Annotated in this window: 22 protein-coding genes and 1 tRNA gene; 11 read left to right on the top strand and 12 right to left on the bottom strand. The window is 46.2% G+C overall.

Features of this window, described 5'->3' with window-relative positions; all coding sequences use genetic code 11:
- Position 1: 1 nt before the first annotated feature.
- From KIH41_RS01170 to KIH41_RS01140, 7 genes are all read right to left on the bottom strand, one after another.
- A complete protein-coding gene (locus KIH41_RS01170) occupies positions 2 to 769 on the bottom strand; it encodes an isoprenyl transferase (protein ID WP_262897952.1) in 768 nt (255 codons plus the stop codon).
- A 48-nt stretch (positions 770 to 817) separates the two neighbouring features.
- A complete protein-coding gene (porG, locus tag KIH41_RS01165) occupies positions 818 to 1,573 on the bottom strand; it encodes a type IX secretion system protein PorG (RefSeq protein WP_246538880.1) in 756 nt (251 codons plus the stop codon).
- A 218-nt stretch (positions 1,574 to 1,791) separates the two neighbouring features.
- A complete protein-coding gene (locus KIH41_RS01160) occupies positions 1,792 to 2,667 on the bottom strand; it encodes an NAD kinase (RefSeq protein WP_213945174.1) in 876 nt (291 codons plus the stop codon).
- A 117-nt stretch (positions 2,668 to 2,784) separates the two neighbouring features.
- Complete coding sequence (locus KIH41_RS01155; RefSeq protein WP_213945175.1) at positions 2,785 to 3,450, bottom strand: CBS domain-containing protein; 666 nt, start codon at positions 3,448 to 3,450, stop codon at positions 2,785 to 2,787.
- A 390-nt stretch (positions 3,451 to 3,840) separates the two neighbouring features.
- Complete coding sequence (locus KIH41_RS01150) at positions 3,841 to 4,443, bottom strand: anthranilate synthase component II (protein WP_214161221.1); 603 nt, start codon at positions 4,441 to 4,443, stop codon at positions 3,841 to 3,843.
- Positions 4,424 to 4,972 (bottom strand): CvpA family protein, encoded by a 549-nt coding sequence (locus tag KIH41_RS01145; protein ID WP_213945177.1) that lies wholly within the window; start codon positions 4,970 to 4,972, stop codon positions 4,424 to 4,426. Before KIH41_RS01145 ends, KIH41_RS01150 begins: the two co-directional genes overlap by 20 nt.
- A gap of 4 nt (positions 4,973 to 4,976) precedes the next feature.
- Positions 4,977 to 5,426: a GatB/YqeY domain-containing protein gene (locus tag KIH41_RS01140; protein ID WP_214161220.1), complete on the bottom strand. Its 450-nt coding sequence runs from the start codon at positions 5,424 to 5,426 to the stop codon at positions 4,977 to 4,979.
- Positions 5,427 to 5,488: 62 nt separating this feature from the next.
- Between KIH41_RS01140 and KIH41_RS01135 the strand changes: the two genes are divergently transcribed.
- The 5 genes from KIH41_RS01135 to KIH41_RS01115 are packed head-to-tail and all read left to right on the top strand — an operon-like array spanning position 5,489 to position 9,470.
- Positions 5,489 to 6,205, top strand: coding sequence for a pyridoxine 5'-phosphate synthase (locus KIH41_RS01135; protein ID WP_213945179.1), 717 nt, complete (start codon positions 5,489 to 5,491; stop codon positions 6,203 to 6,205).
- A gap of 10 nt (positions 6,206 to 6,215) precedes the next feature.
- The gene (locus tag KIH41_RS01130; RefSeq protein ID WP_213945180.1) at positions 6,216 to 6,980 is read left to right on the top strand and encodes an alpha/beta fold hydrolase; all 765 of its coding nucleotides are present in this window, start codon (positions 6,216 to 6,218) and stop codon (positions 6,978 to 6,980) included.
- Positions 6,981 to 6,982: 2 nt separating this feature from the next.
- Entirely contained in the window at positions 6,983 to 7,705 is a 723-nt protein-coding gene (locus KIH41_RS01125) for an SAM-dependent methyltransferase (RefSeq protein ID WP_214161219.1), read from the top strand.
- Positions 7,706 to 7,765: 60 nt separating this feature from the next.
- On the top strand, positions 7,766 to 8,050 hold the full coding sequence (locus KIH41_RS01120; RefSeq protein WP_213945182.1) for a DUF427 domain-containing protein: 285 nt from the start codon (positions 7,766 to 7,768) through the stop codon (positions 8,048 to 8,050).
- A 28-nt stretch (positions 8,051 to 8,078) separates the two neighbouring features.
- A complete protein-coding gene (locus KIH41_RS01115; RefSeq protein ID WP_214161218.1) occupies positions 8,079 to 9,470 on the top strand; it encodes a mercuric reductase in 1,392 nt (463 codons plus the stop codon).
- A 233-nt stretch (positions 9,471 to 9,703) separates the two neighbouring features.
- Here the strand turns inward: KIH41_RS01115 and KIH41_RS01110 are convergent, their stop codons facing one another.
- The 5 genes from KIH41_RS01110 to KIH41_RS01090 form a co-directional block, all read right to left on the bottom strand.
- Entirely contained in the window at positions 9,704 to 10,171 is a 468-nt protein-coding gene (locus KIH41_RS01110; RefSeq protein ID WP_214161217.1) for a DUF4252 domain-containing protein, read from the bottom strand.
- A 27-nt stretch (positions 10,172 to 10,198) separates the two neighbouring features.
- Positions 10,199 to 10,732 (bottom strand): DUF4252 domain-containing protein, encoded by a 534-nt coding sequence (locus tag KIH41_RS01105; protein ID WP_213945186.1) that lies wholly within the window; start codon positions 10,730 to 10,732, stop codon positions 10,199 to 10,201.
- An 85-nt stretch (positions 10,733 to 10,817) separates the two neighbouring features.
- Positions 10,818 to 11,243, bottom strand: coding sequence for a hypothetical protein (locus tag KIH41_RS01100; RefSeq protein ID WP_214161216.1), 426 nt, complete (start codon positions 11,241 to 11,243; stop codon positions 10,818 to 10,820).
- Positions 11,227 to 11,724, bottom strand: a complete 498-nt coding sequence (locus KIH41_RS01095) for an RNA polymerase sigma factor (protein WP_214161215.1) — start codon at positions 11,722 to 11,724, stop codon at positions 11,227 to 11,229. Before KIH41_RS01095 ends, KIH41_RS01100 begins: the two co-directional genes overlap by 17 nt.
- Positions 11,725 to 12,070: 346 nt before the next feature.
- Positions 12,071 to 12,143, bottom strand: a tRNA-Phe gene (locus KIH41_RS01090).
- Positions 12,144 to 12,244: 101 nt separating this feature from the next.
- Between KIH41_RS01090 and KIH41_RS01085 the strand changes: the two genes are divergently transcribed.
- The 6 genes from KIH41_RS01085 to KIH41_RS01060 all read left to right on the top strand — a co-directional run bounded on the left by KIH41_RS01085 (position 12,245) and on the right by KIH41_RS01060 (position 18,268).
- Positions 12,245 to 13,579 (top strand): 4Fe-4S dicluster domain-containing protein, encoded by a 1,335-nt coding sequence (locus KIH41_RS01085; protein WP_214161214.1) that lies wholly within the window; start codon positions 12,245 to 12,247, stop codon positions 13,577 to 13,579.
- 60 nt (positions 13,580 to 13,639) lie between these two features.
- Complete coding sequence (locus KIH41_RS01080) at positions 13,640 to 14,431, top strand: (Fe-S)-binding protein (protein WP_213945190.1); 792 nt, start codon at positions 13,640 to 13,642, stop codon at positions 14,429 to 14,431.
- Between the two features lie 123 nt (positions 14,432 to 14,554).
- Complete coding sequence (locus KIH41_RS01075; RefSeq protein ID WP_214161213.1) at positions 14,555 to 15,043, top strand: hypothetical protein; 489 nt, start codon at positions 14,555 to 14,557, stop codon at positions 15,041 to 15,043.
- 54 nt (positions 15,044 to 15,097) lie between these two features.
- Entirely contained in the window at positions 15,098 to 17,041 is a 1,944-nt protein-coding gene (locus tag KIH41_RS01070; protein WP_214161212.1) for an OmpA family protein, read from the top strand.
- An 83-nt stretch (positions 17,042 to 17,124) separates the two neighbouring features.
- A complete protein-coding gene (gene pnuC / locus KIH41_RS01065) occupies positions 17,125 to 17,742 on the top strand; it encodes a nicotinamide riboside transporter PnuC (protein WP_213945193.1) in 618 nt (205 codons plus the stop codon).
- Entirely contained in the window at positions 17,735 to 18,268 is a 534-nt protein-coding gene (locus tag KIH41_RS01060; RefSeq protein WP_214161211.1) for an AAA family ATPase, read from the top strand. The genes pnuC and KIH41_RS01060 overlap by 8 nt, the downstream gene beginning before the upstream one ends.
- Positions 18,269 to 18,363 lie beyond the last annotated feature (95 nt).

The raw sequence follows: 18,363 nt of genomic DNA, 5'->3' as shown, positions 1-18,363 counted from the left end.
ATTATGATTTAATCTGCGCTCCGGTCTTGCCAAAACGTCTTTCTCTTTTTTGGTAATCCAATACGGCCTCAAACAAATGTTCTTTTCTAAAGTCCGGCCAGAGCACCTCTGTGAAATAAAGCTCTGTATATGCCATCTGCCAAATGAGGAAATTACTTGTCCTCAGCTCCCCGCTGGTCCTGACCAACAATTCCGGATCAGGCAGCCCCTTGGTGTTCAAATGTTCGGAAATCAGCTCTTGAGTGATCTCTTCTGCACACAGTTTTTGATCAGCGACTTTTTTGACAATCTGTTTTACCGCCTCCTGGATTTCCCAGCGCCCACTATAGCTCAAAGCCAGCACCACGGTCAAACCCGTATTGTGGGAGGTTTTATCTTTTGCGTCCTGAAGGTTTTTCTGGCATTTTCGGGGAAGGCTCTTAATATCCCCTATAGAGATGAGACGGATGTTGTTTTCCATCATGTTGGGCACCTCGCCGGCAATGGTATTGACCAAAAGCTCCATCAAGGCATTGACTTCGTCTTTGGGTCTTGACCAGTTTTCGGTCGAAAATGCATACAGGGTCAGGTATTCTACACCTAGGTCACTGGCACCCTCGATAGTGTCCTTTACGGCAGTTAGGGCGTTTTTGTGCCCAAATATCCGCATTGCACCTTTCTTTTGTGCCCATCTCCCGTTGCCATCCATGATGACAGCTATATGACGGGGGATGTTGTCCTTGTCAATCGCTTCTATCATTCCTTTTTGTTCCTGTCTTCTAAAATTCAGGGTACAAAAATGCTATTTCTTTTTCAATTATCTATTTTATATAGCCAATTAATTAAAATTAAAGCATTTGACTTGATGGAAGGAGTAACTGACGGTGACGCCTAAAAAGTAATACCAGTCCTTATTATCCCTATCTCCGAAGGTATAGGTGTTAGGATTGGTTATGTATTCTCCACCGCCTATGGGAACGGCGCGTGGTTGGAAATATTCCGGATTGTGCTCAATCCGGTCTAGATAATCCGTGAAAGTTGCCCGAGCCCCAAATTCCAGGGTCATGAACAGCCTGTCCTTCAGCTGGTATTTTACCCCCAGCCCAAACGGGATTACCGGTGTGCCTACATAGTAATTGGTGTTGTTGAAACCCAGTTGATCTTCCTTGCCCATGAAGAAGGCGAACCCAAAGCCGAACATGGCAAATGGGGAAAACCTCACTGTGGACTGTGGATTGAGAAAGTCCAGAAAGTAATATTCCATCATCAGGTGGGTTTCCACTAGGGTTCCCCTAAATGCGGCATTTCTTTCCAGGGCCATCGGATCAATCGGGCGGATGCTGTCCGTGGCGTTGAGCCGGCCTATAGCCAGACCCCCACGCAAGCTCCACACATTGTCAAAATTTCGTCTGCCAAACAACGTTCCTTGAAGGCCGGATTGTGAGGGATCAATACGCCGGATCATATCTCCGGTATAAGTGGAACCGCCCAGTCCGAAACCAATTTCATACTGTTGAGCAGCGGTTTTGTGCGACAGCACAAAAGTTGCTAAAATCATTCCCAAACAGACATAATAGAATTTGGCTCTTTTCAAGTCGATGCAATTTATAAAGTAGTAAACGAATTAAAAACCTACCCTGGTATTTACCGGGTTAATATATGTTAAAAGCTTATATTGTACTAAGTACGATGTACTAAGTACTAAGTATTCCGGCTACAAACCTCTCACCTTCTCATAACTTCCAGTCATCGGTCTCCGGTCTTCCGTCCCCCCATCTGTCATCGGTCATCCGACACCCGACATCCGACATCCTAATTCCTCATATCCAACCCCCAATTCAACTTTTGCCTCAAGGTGTCAAAAAAATTGTAATCATTGAATTTGACAAGCTTGGCCACAAAGTCTTCTTTTCTGATTGTGAGCTTTATTCCAGCGGCCACAGCAGTGGACCTGGAGTCCAGGGAAACCAGAAACTTCTTGCTCCTCCCCTCTATATCAAAGCTGATCTTACAATCATCCGGCACAATCATGGGCCTGACGTTAAGATTGTGAGGACTTACGGGGGTTAGAACAAAGTTTTTGGCCCTTGGCGTGATCAGCGGACCTCCACAGCTCAGCGAGTAACCTGTACTGCCGGTAGGTGTGGACACTATCAACCCATCTGCCCAATAACTATTGAGATACTCCCCGTCAATATAGGTATGTACCGTGATCATGGACGAGGTGTCACGCTTGTGAATAGTAAACTCATTCAACCCGTAAGTGATCCCGTTGAAAAGTGACTTGTTAGTCTCCAGGCCGATCAGGGTCCTGTCCTCAATCGTATAATGTTTTTCAAAAAGAACCTGAATGGCCTTTTCCACCTCCTCTTTGGCTATTGTCGCCAAAAAGCCAAGCCGGCCGGTGTTGATCCCCAAAATGGGAATCTGGTAGGCCCCTACCCACGACACTGTATCAAGAAAAGTACCATCTCCGCCCACTGATATGATAAAATCCATACTCTGAAGGTGCTTACCCTTAGAAAGCACCTCAAAATCAGGGGATTTGGCCCCCGTTTTCTTGAAGAATTTATGAAAAGGTTCTGTAAAAAAAATTTTTGCACCGTGATGATGCAAAACCGAAAGCAATTGTTCAATATAAGGCACAAACTCCTTTTGGAAGTTCAGCCCGTGAAGGGTTACATTCATTTCATCCTATTATTTCACCCGCATAATTTTAATACTCCGCTAAGAAGCCTACTCTATTCCCTCAGCCTAACTTTGTGCTACTTCTTTAAAACTTTGTGCCCTTTGTGGCCAATTTACCTATATATCCAAAAATCTCAGCAAATTCCCCAGTCGGTCATGTTCACCGCTTGTGCTGGGTTCTTCCTGATAGTGGTCAATGACTTTGTAGCCAAACCGCTCCAAGGTGGCCTTGATGTGCCTAAGCTCGCTTTTATCCACCTTAAGGGTCACTTTGATCTTGCTGTCATCCAATGGATCATTGCTTATAAAACTGCTTAGGATTTTGGCGTTTTCCGACTCTATCACCCGGGCAATCTCATACAGGCTGTAATCCGTCATATACATGGAAAGGATCAATACCCCTCCCTGCGACTGGATAGAAAGCGTATCGGCAAAAGCAGATATGGCGTCCTCCAAAGTGATCACTCCATGGTACACACCTTCACGATCAATCACGGCCACCATGTTGGATTGGAATTCGGAAGCCACCCTGAGCACATCGTAAATATGCTTGTCTTTATAAACAAAGCAGGCCTCAGATTCCATCTCCACTTCCTGAATAGTCAAGTCTGGATTGTTGAGGTTATAAATCTGCTCATCGGTCACCAAACCCCTGAATTGCCCTTCATGCACTACAGGCAACACATTGGTCCTGATTTCCTCCATCCACGATAGCGCCATCTTCACCTTGTCAGTAAATTTCAATGGGGGAATCATGTTATTGATAAATTCGTATGCCTGCATGGTTTTAAAGATATGAAATTGGATTCATAATATAAAACGTGATTGCGATGTGGGTTGTTTGGATTTGGGAGAAAAGTTGGGGAGACGGAGGACGGGAGACCGAAGAAAGGGGAAACAGACCAGTAACCTAAAAAACCTAACCGCAAAGAGCAAAAAGGTTCGCAAAGAAAACTTGAAGAGGTTTAATTTTCTTTGTGTCTCCCACATCCTTTTTGGTTTGACTTTTTTCTCTGGGAGCTCTGGGTCTCCGTGGTTTCTTTTTGGATTCTCTTTGCGTTCCTCCGCGTCCTTTGCGGTTTATTTTTTTCTCTGCGAACTCCTCTGGGCCTGCGTGGTTGTTTTTTTTGTATTTCCTTTGCGTTTCTCCGCGCCCTTTGCGGCTTTATTATTTTAATGCTGTAACTCTACTTTTGCGGTTAACCTTTTTTCCTCCACATAAATCCTAACACAATTCCTCAATATCTCCAACCCATATTCAGTCAAATGCGCTTCGGGGTGAAATTGGATCCCAATTAGGGGTAGTTCGCGGTGCGCAATGGCCATCACCTCCCCCGAATTGGTTTCCAACAGTACCTGCAGTTCAGCTGGCAATCCCTTTAACTCCAAAGAATGGTAACGGGTAACTTTAAACCTATCGGGTAAACCATCCAGCAGAGGATGTTCGGTGACTTTACTTACTTCATGAACCTTCCCATGCACAGGCACTTTTCCCTTGGTGAGTTTGGCTCCAAAAAACTCACCAATCGCCTGATGGCCCAGGCAGATACCAAGTACCGGCAATTTGTCGTAGTAGTAACCCAAAATCTGCATGAGATTACCGGCTTGGCTAGGGGTTTCCGGACCTGGGGAGAGGATTAACGCCTCGTAAGAAACTTTTTGAAGCTCTTCCAGAGACACGTCATTGCGGACCACCTTGAGCTCGGCCCCTGCCTGCCTCAGGTAGTCAGCCAATATATAGGAAAACGAATCGAAATTATCTATCAACAACAGCACCGGTATCTATCTCTACAAGTTTGCGAATCGAATTAATGGAATGGTCAATCATGGGCGTGTAGGTTTCCAGGGCCTCCACCGTAGCCGGGGCTATTGGGGCTATCCATGGGTACACCACCGCATCGGCCACCCGGCTTTCCGGGATCTCGTACTCAAAGGATTTGCCCACCCAGAACAGCAGGCTGATCATAAACGCCCATTTGAAAAAGCCCAATACCGCACCGCCAAGATTGTCAAAGGAACCCAAAAGCGTAAAATCTATCGCTTTTTTGATCACATAAGCCAAGATTCTCAGGGTGATGGTGACGGCAAAAAAGATGATGATAAAAGCCACAAAGGGCAGCATGAAGGTAAAACTCTCCACATTCTGCGCCAGGATCTCGGCTCCCCAATGCATGAATTTGAAGCCCAGCAATATGGCTATAAAAAAAGCAACGATAGACAACAACCCTATGAATAGCCCCTTTCGGTAACCGCTAAAGGTTCCTAGGAGCAATAAAAAAAGGATAATGATGTCTACCGTATTCAATATATTAGGCTAATAAAGATTTTACTTTTTGGGAGATCAATTTGCCATCGGCCTTGCCTGCCAGTTGCTTGGTAGCCACACCCATGACCTTGCCCATATCCTTGGGACCATTGGCACCTACCAGGGCGATGATCTGCTTCAGCTCTGCTTCTAACTCTTCCTCGGTCAGTTGCTTAGGCAAGAATTCGTTGATCACTTCCAATTCCGCAAGCTCAACACTAGCCAGGTCTTCCCGGTTCTGTTGCTGGTAAATTTCTGCGGAATCTTTTCGCTGCTTGGCCGCACGGGTCAAGAGTTTCATCTCCTCATCTTCAGAGATTCCCTTATCCCCACCGGATTTGGTTTCCTCCAGCATGATGAGTGATTTGACCGATCTCAAGGCTCTCAACCTGTCTTTATCCTTAGCCAGCATGGCCTTTTTAATTTCGCTTTCTACACTTTGCTTTAGACTCATTTCCCGATTTTTGTGTTTAAATGTGTAAATTTAAAGCAAAATTAGGGTTTTAATTCTTCAAAATGACCAAACTAAGTGTAAATATTAACAAGATTGCCACTTTGAGAAATGCCCGTGGGGGCAATAATCCCGATGTGGTAAAAGTGGCTTTGGATGCTGAGAAATTCGGCGCACAGGGCATCACCGTCCACCCAAGACCTGACGAAAGGCATATCCGCTATGATGATGTGATGAAGCTCAAAGACGTGGTGACCACCGAATTCAACATTGAGGGATATCCCGACGAAAGGTTCATGGAGATCATCCGCATAGCCAAGCCGGCCCAGGCCACCCTGGTGCCCGACCCCCCTCATGTGCTTACCTCCAACTCAGGCTGGGACACCATCAGCCACCAAAGCATGCTGAAGGATATCATTGCCGAGCTGCACCAATATGGCACACGGGTATCGATATTCATCAACCCGGAAGAAAAGTATTTTGAACCTGCCAAAACCGCTGGTACTGACAGAGTGGAATTGTATACCGAACCCTATGCGGTGAACTTCCATCAAAACAGGGATGAGGCCATAAAACCCTATTTGAGGGTGTCGGAGTTGGCCAAAGAGCTTGGCTTGGGTTTAAATGCCGGCCATGACTTGGATCTTCATAACCTTAATTTTTTGGTAAAAACAATCCCTTACATCGACGAGGTTTCAATCGGCCACGCGCTGATATGCGATGCGCTATATTATGGCTTGGAAAACACCATCCAGATGTACCGTCGCCAACTTGAAATATAAACCCCAAAACATGAAGCTGAATTATAAAAAAATTGGGCAGGGAAAGCCCTTGATCATATTGCACGGATTATTTGGCTCGGCCGACAACTGGCTGACCATTGCCAGAGACCTTGAAAAAGAATACACCTTATACCTGGTAGACCAACGAAACCACGGAGACTCCCCACATTCCGAAGAATGGAATTATACGGCAATGGCGCAGGATATCGCAGAACTTATGGAAAGTGAAGGGCTCGACAGTGCATTCTTAATGGGCCACTCCATGGGAGGCAAGACCGTCATGAATTTTGCCATGCTCTACCCTGAAAAAGTGGACAAACTCATCGTGGCCGACATCGCGCCAAGATACTATCCCGTCCACCATGAAAGAATCCTGGAAGGCCTCAATGCTGTGGATCTCCAAAATGCCAAATCGAGAAAAGATGCCGATGATATGTTGGCCAAGTATATCAATTCCGCCCCAATCCGCCAGTTTTTGATGAAAAACCTCACAAGAAAAGACGGCGGGTTTGCCTGGAAAATCAACTTGCAAACCATTACCAAAAACATTGAGGAGGTCGGCAAAGCATTGGAATCAGACAACACCTTTGACAAGCCCACCCTTTTCATGGGGGGAGCCAACTCGGATTACATCACGGAAAAAGACAGGGAAGACATCGAAAGATTTTTCCCCAACAGCCACATCATACACCTCAAAAATGCCGGGCACTGGCTCCACGCAGAGCAACCAGAGGCAGTAAGTAGGACGATCAGGGCTTTTTTGGAAAAAGAATAGATATGGCAAAGAAAAAAGGAACCCTATACCTCATTCCCAGTGTGTTGGCCGAGGATACGGCGGGAAAAGTCATTACCCCTCAAGTGAAGGAATTGCTCCCACATATCCAACATTATGCGGTGGAAAACCTGAGAACTGCCAGAAGGTATATCAGCAGCCTTCGTCTGGGCATAACCATAGAGGATCTCCAAATGGATATTTTGGATAAGAAAACCAAACCTCATCAGTTGGATCAGCTCCTGAAGCCCCTCATGGAAGGGCATGACATGGGGGTGGTCTCTGAGGCCGGTTGCCCGGGGATCGCCGATCCTGGAGCTGTAGCTGTAGACTTTGCACACAGAAAAGGTATAAAGGTGGTGCCCCTCACGGGTCCATCGTCCATGTTTTTGGCCCTGATGGCATCAGGGTTTAGCGGGCAATCTTTTGCCTTTCATGGCTACTTGCCCATAGATAAAAAGGCCAAAATAGAAGCCATCAAAAACCTCGAACAGGAAGCGCTGAAATTAAGAAGGACGCAAATCTTCATGGAAACCCCTTTTCGGAACAACGCCCTGCTGGAAGACCTGAAAACCACCCTGCATCCCAACACGAGGCTCTGCATTGCCAAAAACATCACAGGAAGCGACGAAATGATCGTTACCAAGACCATCGCTGAATGGAAAAAATCGAAAATTGAGCTTCATAAAATACCCACGGTTTTTTTGATTGGAGAAAGTCAGGGATAGCCCAAACAGTTTGGTTGCGGCTATGTTACAACTCTAACCCGAACCTAAACCCTTACTGATATGAAAGCCATCTGGAAGGACACCGTATTAGCTGAATCCAATGAGACCATACTCTTGGAAAACAATCATTATTTCCCGGCCAAGTCTGTAAATATGCAGTACTTAAAAGAGTCTGCCAACACCAGCACTTGCCCTTGGAAAGGCCACGCCAAATATTACCATGTTGAGGTGAACGGGGAGCAGAATGACAACTCGGCCTGGTATTATCCAGAGCCCAAAGCAGCTGCCGAAGATATCAAAGGCCACATAGCCTTTTACAAAGGGGTTGAGATCGTGACAGAATAGTTTCCCTACCCATTAAATCCCCTGAAACATGCAGAAATTCGACGCAATCATCATTGGCGCCGGCCAATCCGGAATGCCTTTGGCCAAGAAAATTGGAAGTCTGGGCAAGAAAGTCGCCTTGATTGAGAAAAGGGTCGTAGGCGGCACCTGCATCAATGATGGATGCAGCCCTACCAAAACCATGGTAGCTTCTGCAAGGGTTGCCCACCTGGTCAGCCGGGCATCCGACTTTGGGATTGAAGTACCCAACTATTCGGTGGACCAAAAAAAGATAAAAGCCAGAAAAGACCATATTGTGGAGCTTTTTAGGGGCGGGGCGGAAAAGGCCCTGGTCAAAGCCGAGAACGTAACTATCATCATCGGCATGGCCAGATTTACAGATTGCCGAAAAGTGGAAGTAATCCATGAGGGCAAGGTCATCGAGGAACTGGAAGCCGAACACGTCTTTATCGACACCGGCGCCCAGCCGATTATTCCCAATGTGGAAGGCATCGAAGAGGTTCCCTACCTAAACTCCACTACTATCATGGAGCTTGAAGAAACACCCGAACACTTGGTCATCATGGGTGGCGGATATATTGGGCTTGAGTTTGCCCAGATGTTCCGCAGATTCGGCAGTCAGGTCACTATTTTGGACAACGGCCCAAGGCTTGTGCCCAAAGAGGATGAGGATGTCTGCGAAGAAGTAAGCAGGATTTTTCAGGAGGAAGGCATCTCCACCAGTTTCAATTCTAATGTGGTCAAGGTATCGAAAGATGGCCCTAAGCTTGAAGTGACCTATATCAAAGAGGGCCAAAAAGAGACGGTCCATGGTTCCCATCTCCTAGTGGCAGTGGGCCGCAGACCTTCTACCGATAAACTACAACTCGAAAAGTCCAATATCGAAACCGACGAAAAAGGCGATATCCTGGTGGATGAATATCATGAGACCAGTTGTAAAGGCGTATTTGCCCTAGGCGATGTAGTTGGCGAGACCCCCTTTACCCACATGGCCTACCATGATGCCCACACGGTGTTTAAATGCGTATACGAGAAGGAAAAGATCTCCAAAGTGGATAGGTTGATGCCCTATTGCATCTTTATAGACCCGCAGCTCGCCCGGGTGGGCTTAAATGAACAGCAGGCCAAAGAAAAAGGCATCCCTTACGAGGTAGGTAAATACTGGATGAAACATGCCGGCAGACCCTTGGAAGTTGACGAAAAACGCGGCTTCTTCAAAGTGCTGGTCAACCCTGAGAATCGGATGATTCTGGGCGCTACTATCCTATCAATTGATGGCGGGGAGATCATTGCCACCATCCAAATGGCCATGCTTGGAGGCATCACCGCCGAGGTGATCCAACACCTCCCCATCGCCCACCCCACCCTGGCAGAGAATCTAAATAATGTGATGGGGATGATAGGGAAAGATAATAAATAACCGCTGAGGCGCAGAGGCCGCAGAATTTTAGGGTAAACCGCAAAGATAAGAAGTAGCGCAATGGGGGTTGTGTTAATTAGAAATTGAGAATTAAGAATGAGGAATTGGCGCCCCATGCCTCATTCCTAATTTCTAATTCTCCGTTAATGTCCCCTCTGTGAAACTCCTTTTAAACTCCTTTAAACTCTGCCTGGCCGCCGTGGCGGGTGTCCCAGTTCAACCCCTGAGAGTCACTATCTAACCTCAGACAAGGTTTTGGCATCGAAGTCCCCTTGGAGTGATACCACGATGTAGTCATTTCCCTCCCCGCTGATCAGCAGGACGAGATCCTGGATTTTCTTGGCGCCTTTAGAATACATGTATACTCCCTTGTTCTTCTGCGAGGTCTCCATCATCAGCTCGTATTTTTCTTTGGCCAGGCCTTTTTGTAGGCTGAGAAAATCTGCAGCGGCGGTACCGCTATTAGCAGGCAGCTTGAAGAATTTTACTCTTTCTACCGACTTGGCAATCGCATCCATATTCCCCTCATCAAGTGAAATATTCAGCCCCTTGGCAAAATTCATAAAGCTCCCCCCCAGATCCATATGAAAGAAGTCCTTGTTCCCCTTATATTTGTCAAAAAGGCTATCCACGCTTTTACTCTGGGCAAACGCGGAGAAATTAATGGCCAATAACAAGGCCGCTAAGATTAGATTTTTCATGTTGTATTTTTTTTAATTCCTATTTCCCTATTTCCTATTCCCCTTCTCATATTCCTTCATCCCCGGCATATTCGTATTCTCGGCCAGGATATTCAAATCCTGATAAGTAAAATCTCCCAACATACTCAGCAGTGTAAAGCTGTCGCCGGAACCCGTGATCATCAGCAGCTCCTTGACCCGGCCCCTTTCTTCCCGAACCATGAACTTCACGCTGGAGGATTTGTCCTGTACGTCCATGAGGTCCTCGTACTTGTTTCGAGTCAGCGTGCCCATGGCTTCCTTGTAGAGCGGAAGACCGTCGATTTTGTCGGCCGTTAGGATGCGGATGCCCCGTACCTTGCTGATCAGCTCGCCCATGTCCTTTTCGTCCTTTTTGGTTTGGCCATCTGCATTGGATTTCATGAATCCCCCTGCCATCTGCATCATCTTGGGACTGATATATACCCTGGAGAATCGCTCATCCTCCATATATTTGGAGAAAAACCTCACAATGGCATCATCCTGCGCCTGCACTCCAGTGAAGGCCAGCAGGCAAATCAAGGTTATTAATATCTTTTTCATATTTCTTTAATTATGAATTAGCAATTGAGAATTAAAAACAGCTCCATTCTCCTCATTCTAATTCAACATTCATCATTCATCATTATCAATCCTCCTCAAACAACTCCATAGGCGTCCCCAGGTATCTGAATTCCTCCATTACATCCAGCTCTTTTGTCCCCTTGTTCATATTTTCATTGATGAGCGCAAAAGCCTCCATCACCTGGGCATAGGCCAGGGCCTCTTCCTGCCGTTCCTGATATTTCTGAAACTGGAACACCAATGCCGTCACCGATAAAAACACCACCAACACAGCCGCAAACTTCAACCATTCCCATGGGCTAGACTTTTTGGCTGGGTAAGTCAGATTTTCTGTATGCTCTTCCTGAAGAAGATTTAATTCTCCGAAAAAAGCTTTTTCCTGCTCATATCCATTGGCTTGCTGCAAAAGGTTTCGCAACTCCTTTTCCTCTTCCAGGCTGCTTTCCCCCTCCCAGTATTTTTCCAATAAGTGCTCAATTCTTTCTTCCATGATTTGCTTTGTTTAACAAATGCTCCCTCAATGTTTTTCTGGCCCGAAATAGGTTGACTTTGACCTGATCTTGGCTGATTTCCAGGTAGTCGGCTATTTCCTCATAGGTCAACCCCTCCACTTCCCGCAACATAAAAACCTCTTTTTGTTTATCCGGGAGGGTTTCCAAAAACCGAAACACCCTTTTATAGGCCTCCGGAAAATCCGTATCTACCGTCTCACTTTCCGCAAACTCCCTCTCCCCTATGGGTTCCCACTTTTTGTCCTGCCGAAAATGTTGCAGGCATTGGTTCTTCAGCACCCGCACCAGCCAGCCGGCAGGATTGTCCATTTTCTGAAGGGCTTCTTTGTTTGCCCACGCTTTTTCCAGCACCTCCTGAACAGCATCATTGGCCACATCCCGGTCTTTCACCCAGAGAAAAGCCATGCGGTACAGCTTGTCCTTCATAGACCAGATTTGTGCTTCAAAAAATGTCTTCATGCATGGAGATGATGAATAAGAAATGGAAATGTTACAGAAAGATGGAAATATTTTATAAAGATGGGAAATTTAGATAGAAGGACCGAAGACGGAAGACCGAAGAAAAAACTTAAACCTTACAATTGAGTTTCCATATGTCGGGGAATTTGGTTAATTTAAAACGGCCAAACCGAATGATCTTAGATTCATTTTAAATTAGGCACACAAATAGTATGCATGCGCACTATTGACTATTTTGCAAAGGTAAATTCAAAACAATGATGGGCTTTAAACCAAAAAATACAACAATGCTTTTGTCCCATGGGGAGGGAAATAAAAAAGCCTTGCTCCAAAGGAACAAGGCTTGTGGTGATGAGTGGATTCGAACCACCGACTCACGGATTTTCAGTCCGATGCTCTACCAACTGAGCTACATCACCGTTGTAATGTGATGCAAAGGTAGGCAAACATTGTTTAGGTGCAAATCATTTAAAGAAAAAAAATCATACTAAATCAACCCAAATAATTTAATCATTTCAATATGAGTATTTTACCGCAAATAATTTTTCTGCTGATTTTTATCGTGGCAGGGTACTTCCTCTACAAAAGGATCAGCTTCCTGAGAAGGGCCATCATGCTGGGTAAAAAATCCGGACGGACGGACAATCCCGGCGAGAGATGGAAAACCATGGGCTTGGTGGCCTTTGGACAAAAAAAGATGTTTAAGCGTATCGTGCCGGCCATCTTCCACCTCTTCCTATATGTTGGTTTCATCATCATCAACATAGAAATCCTGGAATTTGTAATCGACGGGCTATTCGGACAGCACCGCTACTTTGCTCCGTTTACCGGCACTTGGTATGTGGTGGCACTTAATATATTTGAATTCCTTGCTTTCGGTTCCCTAGTGGCCTCAGTGATTTTCCTCATCAGGAGAAATATCATCAAGCTTCGAAGGTTTACCGCAAGGGAACTTATAGGTTGGCCAAAACTGGATGCTAACCTGATCCTGTTTGCCGAAATCACCCTGATGACCGCCATTTTGGTGATGAATGCAACCGACCAGGCCTTGGCTGACAAAGGTTACTCCCACTACGTGCAGATCGACGGTCTCTTTTTCAGCAGCATGATCAAGCCCCTGTTTATCGACATGGGAGCCACTACCCTATTCTACATTGAGAGGGTCGCTTGGTGGCTGCACATCATCGGCATATTGGGCTTTGCTATTTACATCACGTATTCCAAGCATTTGCACATCTTCCTGGCCTTCCCAAACACTTACTACTCCAACCTTAAGCCTAAGGGTGAGATGAGAAACATGGAGGAAGTCACCAATGAGGTAAATATGATGCTGGGCATACAGACTGAAAACGCACCTGAGCCACCTGCCGAGATCGCAAGATTCGGTGCAAAGGACGTGAATGACCTGAGCTGGGTAAATGTGATGAACGCTTTTGCCTGCACCGAGTGTGGCAGATGCACCGACCAGTGCCCTGCAAATATCACCGGAAAGAAACTTTCGCCTAGAAAAATCATGATGGACACCCGTGACCGCGCCGAAGAAGTAGCCATGAGCTTGGAAAAGGGCGGCAAAGGCCTCGAGGACGGCAAGTCACTCTACGGCGATTACATCACCAAGGAAGAAATCAACGCCTGTACCAGCTGCAATGCCTGTGTGGAAGCCTGTCCGGTGAATATTGACCCGCTGGCGATCATATTGGAGATGAGGAGGTATGTGGCCATGGAAGAAAGCGGTACCCCTCCACAGTGGAACGCCATGTTCCAAAACATGGAAACCAGCTTCTCCCCCTGGAAATTCGCCCCAAGCGACCGATTCAATTGGGCCGACAAGCTAAAAGAAGACAATCAATCATAACGAATACAATCTTAGTACATAGTACCTAGTACTTAGTACAGACATATAAAAACACAATCCATGTCAACATATAAAGTACCAACAATGGCCGAGATGGCCGCTTCAGGAGAATCTCCGGAAATCCTATTTTGGGTAGGATGTGCGGGATCTTTTGATGATAGATATAAAGCCGTTACCCAGGCATTTGTCAAAATATTGAATAAGGTAGGCGTAAGCTTTGCCGTGCTCGGTCCTGAGGAAGCCTGCACGGGCGATCCAGCCAGAAGAGCAGGGAATGAATTCCTGTTCCAGATGCAAGCTGTGGGAAATATCCAGGTGATGAATGGCTACAACGTCAAGAAAGTAGTGACGGCCTGCCCCCACTGCTTCAACACTATCAAAAATGAATACCCGGCACTTGGGGGAAATTACGAAGTGATCCACCACTCCACATTTTTGCAGCAATTGATCAATGATGGCAAAGTGGTGATCAAAGGCGGCGGGGATTTCAAAGGGAAGAAAATCACCTTCCACGACAGCTGTTACCTGGGCAGGGCCAACAATGTATACGAGGCCCCTCGTGATGTCATCAAAGCTTTGGACGTGGAGCTTGTAGAAATGAAAAGATGCCGCACCAAGGGCCTTTGCTGTGGCGCTGGTGGCGCACAGATGTTTAAGGAACCGGAGGAAGGCAAAAAGGACATCAACATCGAAAGAACCGAGGAAGCCTTGGAAACTGGCGCATCCGCCATCGCGGTGGGCTGCCCCTTCTGCCTCACCATGATGGCTGACGGTGTCAAAAACAAGAACCGGGAAAATGATGTGCAGGTATACGACTTAGCAGAACTGATCGCCAAAGACCAAGGTCTCTAACATCCGACAACCGACATCGGGCATCGGACACCCATTATCCCAACAATTCATTTATTTCCAAATCAAAAAAGCCTCTTTTCTCGTTAAGAAAAAGAGGCTTTTGAATTAAATAACACCCATTATATGTACTTACCTTTTGATGAAATGCCAGCGGATACCAGGATCTGGATTTATCTGGCGGACAGAAAGTTTAACCCGGAAGAGCAAAATTACATCAAGGAAGTTTTGACGGATTTTTGCCAAAACTGGAATACGCACGGCAGTAAAATGCCCACCAGCTATGAAATCAAGTTCGACCAGTTTATCATCTTGGCGGTAGACCAGTCCCAGTTGGGCGCTAGCGGATGCTCGATTGATAGCTCTGTGCGCAAACTCAAGGAAATCGAGGCGAAGCTCGGCGTGGATCTTTTAAATCAGGGGAAAGTATCTTTCCTCCAAGATAAGCAAGTATCCGTTACCAGCGTGCCCAAAGTAAAACAGGAGATAGCCGATGGCAATCTTGAAAAAGACACCTTGATTTTTAATCCGATCATGGACAAAAAGCAAGATTTGCAGGAAAAGTGGCTTCTTCCTGCCAAGGAAAGTTGGTTAAACAGATTTTTTGACAATTAATTTTAAAATATGTCCTATATTAGTTCTGCACATTTTACCCATTGATTATCACCGATGAAGCATAGCTATCTTTTTATCCTTCTATTTGCAGTAATTCTGGGCGCCTGCACGAGTCTCGACAAGAAAGGCACCGCACAATACCAGGCCGGAGAATACCAGCTTGCCATTAATACTTTTTCACGCATTCTGGAAAAAGACCCCGACAACCTGGAAGCCAACCGCATAGTGGCCGAGAGTTACAGGCTGTCTAACCGAGTGGAAAGAGCAGTGCCTTATTATGAAAAGTTGGTAGAACTGGACTCTACGGCAGAAAATTACTATAAAAAAGGGATAGGCCTGAAAAGCCAGGGGGAATACGACCGGGCAAAGGAGGCATTTTCCAAAGCGGCCGAAATGACGCTCAACGACTCCCTTGAGCTCCGCTCTAAAAGAGAGTTGGCCAACCTGGGAAAGCTGGACAACATACAGCCCTATTTTCCCAACCATCAGCTGGAAAATTATGAACTGCTAAATAGCCGTGGAATCGACTATGCCCCGATTGTAAGCGAAAACTTCCTGTACTTCACCAGTTCACGGGGAGGCGGTGGCATTTACCAAGCCACCGGGCAATCCTACACCAAGCTGTTCAGGACACGTGCCGATGGGGTAAATGTCGACGTGCAGGGCATTCAGCCAATGCCCGAGTTCAGAAACGAGGAAGGGCTCAACCAGGGCGCCATAGCCATTAGCCCCGACGGCAACACCATTGTGTATGCCCGCGGCAACAGCACCAATAGAAGAGATCAGCCAGAGGTGAGCCTTTACGCATCTTATTTCCGAGGGGCATCTTTCACGGAGCCCGTTTACATGACCCTCAATGAGGAGCCCGGCTATTGGAACTCTACCCCTGCCTTTAGCCCTGATGGCAAAACCCTCTATTTTGCTTCCAACAGACCTGGAGGCTACGGAGGCATTGACCTTTACAAGGCAACGGTTTTGGCCAATGGGGATTTTGGGAATGTGCAGAATATGGGCCCAGAAATCAATACGCCCGGCAATGAGATGTTTCCCAGACTTGAGACAAATGGCAATTTCTTCTTTGCCTCCGATGGGCATCCCGGCTATGGCAAGCTTGACCTATTTGTGGCCGAACCAAACAACAATGGCTATACCGTCAAAAACTTAGGGGACAATATCAACACCACTGCTGATGATTTTGGTATTTTCTTTACCAACTATCCTAAGGAAGGTTTTATCACCTCAAACAGAGATGGTGGTGTAGGCGATGACGATATCTACTATTTCAAGGACATGACGCCTAAACCAAAAGTGGTCAACTTCCTGCTCAACCTGATTACCAAGGAGCAAAAGGATGACGGCTCACAGGAAATCCTGCCGCAGACCAGGGTCACCATGTATGATGAAAACAACAAGTTGGTAGGCGGAGACAACACCAACCAACAGGGAAGGGTGCGCTTCAGACTATCCCCTGAGCAAGATTATTCCATCATCGCCTCCAAAAGCGGATACTTCACCAAGAGCATTACTTTCACCACCAAAGGCAAGATGCCTGACCAGAGTGAGCTGATCCAGGATGTCACCAACATCACCTTGGACACTACCGTGGTACTGGATCAATTGATCTTGGAAAAAGCGATTGTGCTTGAGAATATCTACTATGATTTTGACAGGGCTGAGATCCGACCGGATGCAGCTCAGGAGTTGAATAAATTGGTCAAAATCCTAAAGGACAATCCTAATATCCGCATTGAACTGAGCTCACACACCGATAGCCGTGGCTCGGAACAGTATAACGAGGAGCTTTCCCAGAGAAGGGCGGAATCAGCCGTGGAGTACATCATCAGCCAAGGTATAGCCAGAGAAAGGCTGGTAGCAAGAGGCTACGGAGAATCCCAACCAATTGCACCTAACGAAAACCCTGATGGTTCCGATAACCCTGAAGGCCGTCAGATGAACAGAAGGACTGAATTCAAGGTGATTGAATTATTGGAAGATTAATTTCCTGGAAAAATTATAATGAAAACCGCTTCAGATTGGAGCGGTTTTTTTCTTTTATCATAATATTAACTGAAATTCGGCCCATGGATTGGCAATACATATGGGAGGGCCTGCAGGAAGGTTTAGCTCAAACGACTTTACTGGAAGCGATAGCGGCCTTTTTTGGCGTGGCAAGCGTCTATTATTCCATCAAGAAAAACATCCTGGTTTTTCCCACAGGAATCATCAGCACCTTGATCTATATTTATATCACCGTGATGGTGGGGCTCTATGCCGATATGGGCATAAACTTTTACTATACCGCCATGTCAATCTATGGCTGGTATGTATGGAGCAAGCCTACGCCAACAGGCGAAGAAAGGCCCGTGACCTACCTCAAAAAAAGCGGCATCTTCTACAGCTTGGCTATTTTTGGAGCTTCCTATCTGACCCTTTATCTGGTATTATCAAATTACACAGACAGTACCGTGCCCTACTGGGATTCCTTCACCACCTCCTCGGCCTTTGTGGGCATGTGGCTGATGGCCAAGAAAAAGGTGGAAAACTGGATAGCCTGGATCATCACAGACCTCGTATCGGTGCCCCTGTATTGGCATAAGGATTTAATATTGACCTCTTTCCAGTTTATGGTATTCACGGTGATGGCCATTTTGGGTTTAATCGCCTGGATGAAAGCTGCTAAAAAACCCGTTTATGCTTAGAATCGTGATCATTGGACCGGAATCAACCGGGAAAAGCACACTTGCCAAAGGACTTTCTGATCATTTCGGCGAACCTTGGGTCCGTGAATACGCCCGAGAATACCTGGAGCAATTGGATAGGGAGTATCGATACGAGGACCTTCTGCCTATTGCCCAAGGCCAAATCCAGCTCGAGGAACTGGCCGCCAAGAATGCTGAGAAGATGCTTTTTTGCGATACGGACCTGCACGTGATCGATGTTTGGAGTCGCCATAAATATTGCAAAACCCATGCTTGGACCCTAGATGAAATCAGCCGCAGGAATTATGACCTCTACCTGCTTACAAACATAGATATGCCCTGGGAACCCGACCCGCAGCGCGAACATCCTGAACCTGAAATGAGGAAATATTTTTTTAATGTTTATTTGGAAAAAATCCAAACCACCAGTGTTCCTTATCAATTGGTTTCCGGCACGATTGAAGAAAGATTGCATGCCTCTATTGAAATAATAGAGGCATTAATGAGAAAAAAACGAATGGATTGAATTATATGTCCAAAGCCGCCGTTAGGTAAATGAAGCAAATCAAAAGATAAAGCAATAAAAAAGGATTTAACCACCTATCAATATTTGCATTTTTG

Origin of the sequence: Litoribacter ruber, from assembly GCF_018500185.1 — a bacterium.
Lineage (GTDB): Bacteria > Bacteroidota > Bacteroidia > Cytophagales > Cyclobacteriaceae > Litoribacter > Litoribacter ruber.
The sequence above is the reverse complement of the archived record's forward strand: the minus strand, read 5'-3'. Positions and strand labels throughout refer to the sequence as shown.

Excerpts from the sequence above, each read along its gene's own strand:
- KIH41_RS01155 (WP_213945175.1), bottom strand. The coding sequence starts at position 3,450 with ATGCAGGCATACGAATTTATCAATAACATGATTCCCCCATTGAAATTT.
- KIH41_RS01140 (WP_214161220.1), bottom strand. The coding sequence starts at position 5,426 with ATGAGTCTAAAGCAAAGTGTAGAAAGCGAAATTAAAAAGGCCATGCTG.
- KIH41_RS01070 (WP_214161212.1), top strand. The coding sequence starts at position 15,098 with ATGAAGCATAGCTATCTTTTTATCCTTCTATTTGCAGTAATTCTGGGC.
- KIH41_RS01125 (WP_214161219.1), top strand. The coding sequence starts at position 6,983 with ATGGCAAAGAAAAAAGGAACCCTATACCTCATTCCCAGTGTGTTGGCC.
- pnuC (WP_213945193.1), top strand. The coding sequence starts at position 17,125 with ATGGATTGGCAATACATATGGGAGGGCCTGCAGGAAGGTTTAGCTCAA.
- KIH41_RS01100 (WP_214161216.1), bottom strand. The coding sequence starts at position 11,243 with ATGGAAGAAAGAATTGAGCACTTATTGGAAAAATACTGGGAGGGGGAA.
- KIH41_RS01120 (WP_213945182.1), top strand. The coding sequence starts at position 7,766 with ATGAAAGCCATCTGGAAGGACACCGTATTAGCTGAATCCAATGAGACC.
- KIH41_RS01080 (WP_213945190.1), top strand. The coding sequence starts at position 13,640 with ATGTCAACATATAAAGTACCAACAATGGCCGAGATGGCCGCTTCAGGA.
- KIH41_RS01110 (WP_214161217.1), bottom strand. The coding sequence starts at position 10,171 with ATGAAAAATCTAATCTTAGCGGCCTTGTTATTGGCCATTAATTTCTCC.
- KIH41_RS01160 (WP_213945174.1), bottom strand. The coding sequence starts at position 2,667 with ATGAATGTAACCCTTCACGGGCTGAACTTCCAAAAGGAGTTTGTGCCT.
- KIH41_RS01075 (WP_214161213.1), top strand. The coding sequence starts at position 14,555 with ATGTACTTACCTTTTGATGAAATGCCAGCGGATACCAGGATCTGGATT.
- KIH41_RS01135 (WP_213945179.1), top strand. The coding sequence starts at position 5,489 with ATGACCAAACTAAGTGTAAATATTAACAAGATTGCCACTTTGAGAAAT.
- KIH41_RS01060 (WP_214161211.1), top strand. The coding sequence starts at position 17,735 with ATGCTTAGAATCGTGATCATTGGACCGGAATCAACCGGGAAAAGCACA.
- KIH41_RS01130 (WP_213945180.1), top strand. The coding sequence starts at position 6,216 with ATGAAGCTGAATTATAAAAAAATTGGGCAGGGAAAGCCCTTGATCATA.
- KIH41_RS01115 (WP_214161218.1), top strand. The coding sequence starts at position 8,079 with ATGCAGAAATTCGACGCAATCATCATTGGCGCCGGCCAATCCGGAATG.
- KIH41_RS01085 (WP_214161214.1), top strand. The coding sequence starts at position 12,245 with ATGAGTATTTTACCGCAAATAATTTTTCTGCTGATTTTTATCGTGGCA.
- KIH41_RS01105 (WP_213945186.1), bottom strand. The coding sequence starts at position 10,732 with ATGAAAAAGATATTAATAACCTTGATTTGCCTGCTGGCCTTCACTGGA.
- KIH41_RS01095 (WP_214161215.1), bottom strand. The coding sequence starts at position 11,724 with ATGAAGACATTTTTTGAAGCACAAATCTGGTCTATGAAGGACAAGCTG.